Below are 5,747 nucleotides of genomic sequence, written 5' to 3'. Positions count from 1 at the left end.
TAAGTAATCAATAACTGCTGTAGCCGAATTTCCTTTACCTACAAGAGCAAATGTACCAAATGGCTTATCTGGTTCTGAATTCGTTATCGTAACATGCTCTTCTTTATTTCCGTGAATAATAATATCTGAATGAAATAGAACAGAAACATCTGGTGCTAATAAAAAATTGCTTCCTGGATTAATCTTAATTGTTTTTGAAGAGGAAATAATCAAATTTTTATCAATTGAGTAATCTCCTTTTAAGATAATAATAGTATCAGCTAATATTTCGAATTTAATATTTCGATTCTTCAATATCTCAGATGTAATGTTTGATGTGATCTCAGTATCAGAGGTGCTCTGATCCACATTGCTTAACTCATTAGAATTAAGATTTTCTAATGTAGTAAATTGAGCATTCAAGTATTCATTATTAAACGTGTTGTTGCCTTTACTTAGTTCTGAAATTTGTGCATCCAATGATTTGTATAAATAGGATTCTTTAGTTAACTGCTTGTATAATGTTGTCTTAAATAACTCTTTCTCTATTTCAATATCCATATCTGAAGCAAAAAGATCTAATAACCCATTCGCCAGATCGTTGCTTTTGATATTTTCTTCAGATGTAAAGTTGTTCCCATCAAATATGGGGTAAAGGCGACCTCTACTGAAATCATAAATAATCTTTATAGCTGCGCAATTTGTTAAGTTGAGTTCCGAATAAAGGTCTCTAAAAGCTAATAATTTAGCGATGTAGCTATTGTCAATATAATTTTCCAATAAATGATATTCTTTCGATGCGACTGCCTCAATCAATAATTCACCGATTTTCTCTCCTCTTGATTTTAAGGAATCATTCTTCGATTTTACTTTATAGTTTTTTTTAGTTCCGGAATTACCAATTATGGCATAATTGGTAATTCCATAATATTTTTCCAAGAAATCTTTGGCTATCCTTTCAGACCAGAAGTATTCATTAATAATTTCATCATTAAAATTAAATGCAACTAATTTAGAGGAAGGAGCTATTAAGTCATTAGCTACAGCATAGGAATTAATAAGGGCCCCTAATATTCCACTATTACTTGCTTTATCCAAGATGAAATCCTTGGAAAGGTCATGATAAATGCCAGGCCCAGAGAGCTTTACGCGATATTGATGTTTGATTGTAGCGTCGGTATGCTTTATTTTAATTTTATATCGTTTGCTATTAATTTGTAAATTTCCTTTAACCCATTTATTATTTATAGGTATTTGGTTCCCGTATTCTTCCAGTTTTTTTAATGGCTTTTTCTTAAGTTCAACGGTTATAAACTCACTCACACTAGAGGTCAGCTCAGGAGAGGAATTACATCCATAGAGATAAAAAGAAAAAATGGTTATTGCGAAATAGATATTTTTCATTTCAGTATCGTCGAATTGGTAAAAAGAAATTTAAATTTACAATGTACTTAACTGTTCTAATATATAGTTGAGCATTTTAAACCAAATATAGTAACCCAAGTTTTAATGCCATATAAACTTCCAATAGAATTATCAAATAGGATCACATTGTCAGAAATGGATTCGGTTAAACTATTGGAAAGAAAGGATACTAAATTTGGCTTTTCGAGCGAAATAATGGACGAACTAATCATTTTTATGGCTAAGAATTATCGTAGTCTAGAGGTGGAGGGAATGATTTCTAGTGAGTACCATACATTATATTACGATACTAAAGACTTTGATTGTTACCTAGCTCATCATAATGCAAGAGTAAATAGGTATAAAGTGAGATATCGAAGATATGGAGACGCTGATTGCTATTTGGAAACTAAAATAAAGAACAATAAAGGGAAAACAATAAAGCAAAGAAAGAAGAATAAAAGTATTCCGTTAGAGCTAAATGAAAAAGCAAAAAACTTTATTCAGAAAACATTAGGTGATATACCTATCGATAGCTTGATACCACAAACATGGGTGCATTACAAAAGAATGACCTTCGTGAATCTTGAATTAAAAGAGAGAATAACTTTGGATATCGATTTAATATTTGAAAAAATAGATATAAAAGGTAACGTGCTTAAAAAAATTGAAACACCCGCATTAATTATTGCAGAAGCAAAGCAAGATGGACTTTCAAAAAACTCTTTTTTTCTCCAGTTTATGCGAGAGAAAAAGATTGGAGAAATGGGTATGAGTAAATATTGCATGGGTACCATGTTATTAAACGAAAAGATAAAACAAAACAGATTTAAGAAAAAACGTCTTTTTTTAGATAAATTGCATCATGGGTATAATTGAAATTTTAGAAAACACCAAATTCTTAGGGAATAGGTTAATTGATGTTCAGGATTTACAAGAGTTAGTATTTCGTTTCTTGATAAATGGAGTATTTGCATATTGGGTAGCAAAAGGTATTTATTACAATAGGTACAAGGTATCAAAGTATCTATATACTTTCCTCCTTTTCAATGTATGTATATTTCTTGTCTGTACATTATTAAGTGGTATTAAGTTAAGTATTGGATTCGCGTTTGGCTTGTTTGCAGTATTCTCTATTCTGAGATATAGGACCGAACCTATACCTATTAAGGAAATGACATACCTCTTCGTGATAATTACCTTATCGATAATTAATGCGCTATCTAATAAGAAGGTTAGTTATTTGGAATTAATGTTCACCAATTTAGCAATAGTAGGAACTGTATACCTTTTAGAAACGTTGGTTAACAAGTCGGGAAGTTCTACTAAGAGCGTTACTTATGAAAAGATAAAATTGATTAAACCGGAACATAAGAGTGAGATGATCGAAGATTTAAAAGAAAGAACCGGTTTAAATGTATACGATGCTAAAGTTGAAAGAATAAACTTCCTCAACGATACAGCAAGAGTAACAATTTATTTTACCGAAGCTTAATTATCTCCCTAAACAACTTTTAGTTAAGTTGTGATTTATAGGCACTTGTATTCTTTAGTTAAAGGATAGATAAACCAGATCCATTCTATAAAAGGTTATTAAATATGTGCTTTTGCGTGCTATTTTCCACTAGTTAATTTCATGTATTAAAGTTAAGTCTTAACCAAAAAGCAACACTTGAGACTGTTATTGAAATCTTCTAGCATTTTGATTGTTACGTGCATGATTATCTGCACCAATGGTTTCGTGCAAAGTATTCTAGTTAATCGGCTAGAACTGTTTTATAACCCAGCAACACATGATGTTAAAGGGCAAAATAAAAGCATATTAGATTCTGCTCTAGAATCTGTAGGGGCAGAAAATCTGAAGCAGATATATATCCTTGGATTTTGTGATAATCAAGGGTCTTATGAATACAATAGGAGTCTTTTACAGCAAAGAGTTGATGCCGTTAAGAACTATATAATCAGTAAGGGAACGTTTTCAAAACAAATTGTTCTTAGTATAGGTGTTGGAAGGGCAAATGGAACGATTAATAAAGATGATACGAAGTTAATGGCGTATAATAGAAGAGTTGAACTTTGTTATAAGATATCAACGCCAAATAGCACTCTTAGCTTTCTATTTGAAGAAGATTCATTCATAAAACCTTCATCCAAAATTATAGGGGGAGAAGATACAACCACCTTAGTCGGTAACGTGGATGAAGCACTAGCTCCTAAGCCAGAACAGATAATCGAAGAAGTGATTGAATCTGAACCTGAACCTGAAATTTTCAATAGAAAACTTAAAGCGAGGATTGATAAAATTCTTAGCACGGATATTTACTCTCTTGAAGATGAATTAGATGACGAAAGTGAATTAGAATCTAGTGTGATTTATTATAAGGAGAAAGTAAAATTGGGTATGGATAAGATCTTTGAGGAATCTTTGCATGAGATTGTTGAGAAAGGCGTTACAAAAGAGGAGATATCCGAATATAATAATTCTTTAAAAACTAAAATTGATACGCTTTTAGCAAGTAGTAATATCAGAGAGGAATTAGCATTAGATGAAACGGGAATATTAGATTCTAGTGTCGTTGCCTATAACGAAGTTATCAGAATAGAAATAGAGAAATTATTTGAAGAAGAGTTGTTTCAAATGACCAGCGATAATGCTGTAGAAGGTGACTTCGCAGTAGAAGAGGATGTTATTGTCGCCGTTGATAAAGAAATTCCTGTTGAAGACAAATTGGGTAATCTTAGTAATAATAGCATTGTTTCGGCTTCTGATAAAAAAAACACAGAGGCATCGGATCAATTGTCAACTCTAAACGAACCTCCTAAAGATATTTTACCTATCAACACCAATACTGTAATTGCTAATTCCAATAGAAATGGTAACGGTATAAAGACTAGCTCAATTCCAGAATTATCTGTTTAAGATGATTTTAAAGGTCTTGGTAGTAAAAACGCATCTACATCATCTGTAAAAACTACAGAAATAGAAGAGAATAAGAATAGTGGCCAAATCAATGAGAAAGCAACAGATGTACAATCAACTTTGGATGGTATTCCGGAAATGTCGGTTATCGATGGATCTGACAATTTTGACAGTTATAAAACGGCTGGAGTAGATAATGTAGAGCAAGGCAATTTGACCAATGTTGCGCCGAAAGAAAATATACTGCAACCCCAAACTTTTAGTGAAGATAATTTAACGTCTGTTTCGGAGAATAAGAACCCTAACAATTCTCCAAATCCTACTACAAGTATTTCTGGAAATAATGAGGCTCCTAAACATTCTATTAATTCTGAAATTATAAAGGAACTAGAAACCTCCACCGATTATAACAAATCTCTTTATGAAGCAATGGATTCATTTAATCAAAATAATATTCCAAACACCACGAAAGGTGTTAGTTCAAAAGAGAAGTTTAATCAAGAAGATCTAACGGATCTTAAATCGCTTAATAACAACGAAAGAGTATATGAAGGCGATATTCCTATTGATGACGAAGAAAAAAACATTAACCGACGTGTAGAAATTCAAGTTGCGAATTAAAAGTAATTGTCTAATCTTCTTCCACTTCTTTAATTTCCATCATCTTAAATATTAATTTTACAGCATAAGATGTGCTTATCAGATGTTGTCCAAAAAGATCATATTTCTTTTTTTTATTGTTCTCTCTAGTCATTCCTTTTCTCAAAAGGTAAATGAGCAAAAGGTAGTACTGTACTACGGAGAAGGTAAAAAAGAATTGAAAAAGAATCAGAAAACAATTCTTGATTCTATTCTTGGAGTAAAAGATATTATCGAAAAAATTCAAAGAATAAAGATTACTGGATATTGTGATTTTAAAGGGTCAAAAGGATCTAATTTGTCATTATCCATCGATAGAGCCCAGATAGTTAAAAGCTATTTAGTGAAAAATGGCGTTCCTCAAAGAAAATTTTCATGGTGTGAAGGGAGAGGAGAGGAGAACAGTAACGATAATATTCATATTAAGAGTGGTGTACCCAATCAGCGAAGGGTAGAATTGGTTTATTATTTAGATAAAGAAGAGTTGATATTAGATGCTATTTCATTATCTCCTGATATTCCTGAAATTGTAATAGATGCAATAGTAGAAGTTAAAATAGATACATTAATTAAAACTCCAGATTCTATAGAGGTTACTTTGTCAGAACCAGTAATTAAAACAAGTACTGTTATTCATATTAAGGAGGTAATAAAAACGGATACCATTAATATAGTAGACAGTATTCCTGAAATCATGGATGATACAGAAAAACTGAAGACAATTATAGATATGGAAATTGGTGAAAAGCTGGTTGTGCCGAACCTTAATTTTTTGCCGGGGAGGCATTTCTTAAAAGAAACTTCG

6 protein-coding genes are annotated in these 5,747 nt (G+C 31.7%); 5 read left to right on the top strand and 1 reads right to left on the bottom strand.

The window, feature by feature from the left end; translation table 11 throughout:
• Positions 1-1,383 (bottom strand): hypothetical protein (locus tag HRT72_11635; protein ID NQY68356.1); only part of this gene is annotated, 1,383 nt, incomplete at its 3' end.
• 105 nt (positions 1,384-1,488) lie between these two features.
• Here HRT72_11635 and HRT72_11630 point away from each other — a divergent pair.
• The 5 genes from HRT72_11630 to HRT72_11610 all read left to right on the top strand — a co-directional run.
• Positions 1,489-2,262, top strand: a complete 774-nt coding sequence (locus HRT72_11630; protein NQY68355.1) for a VTC domain-containing protein — start codon at positions 1,489-1,491, stop codon at positions 2,260-2,262.
• The gene (locus HRT72_11625) at positions 2,249-2,878 is read left to right on the top strand and encodes a DUF4956 domain-containing protein (GenBank protein ID NQY68354.1); all 630 of its coding nucleotides are present in this window, start codon (positions 2,249-2,251) and stop codon (positions 2,876-2,878) included. The genes HRT72_11630 and HRT72_11625 overlap by 14 nt, the downstream gene beginning before the upstream one ends.
• A gap of 222 nt (positions 2,879-3,100) precedes the next feature.
• Positions 3,101-4,303, top strand: a complete 1,203-nt coding sequence (locus HRT72_11620; GenBank protein ID NQY68353.1) for an OmpA family protein — start codon at positions 3,101-3,103, stop codon at positions 4,301-4,303.
• Between the two features lie 120 nt (positions 4,304-4,423).
• The gene (locus HRT72_11615; protein ID NQY68352.1) at positions 4,424-4,924 is read left to right on the top strand and encodes a hypothetical protein; all 501 of its coding nucleotides are present in this window, start codon (positions 4,424-4,426) and stop codon (positions 4,922-4,924) included.
• 82 nt (positions 4,925-5,006) lie between these two features.
• The coding region (locus HRT72_11610; protein NQY68351.1) for an OmpA family protein at positions 5,007-5,747 on the top strand (741 nt) is incomplete at its 3' end.

This window comes from Flavobacteriales bacterium, assembly GCA_013214975.1.
GTDB lineage: Bacteria > Bacteroidota > Bacteroidia > DT-38 > DT-38 > DT-38.
Note: the sequence above shows the minus strand (reverse complement) of the source record. Positions and strands in the feature narration are given on the sequence as shown.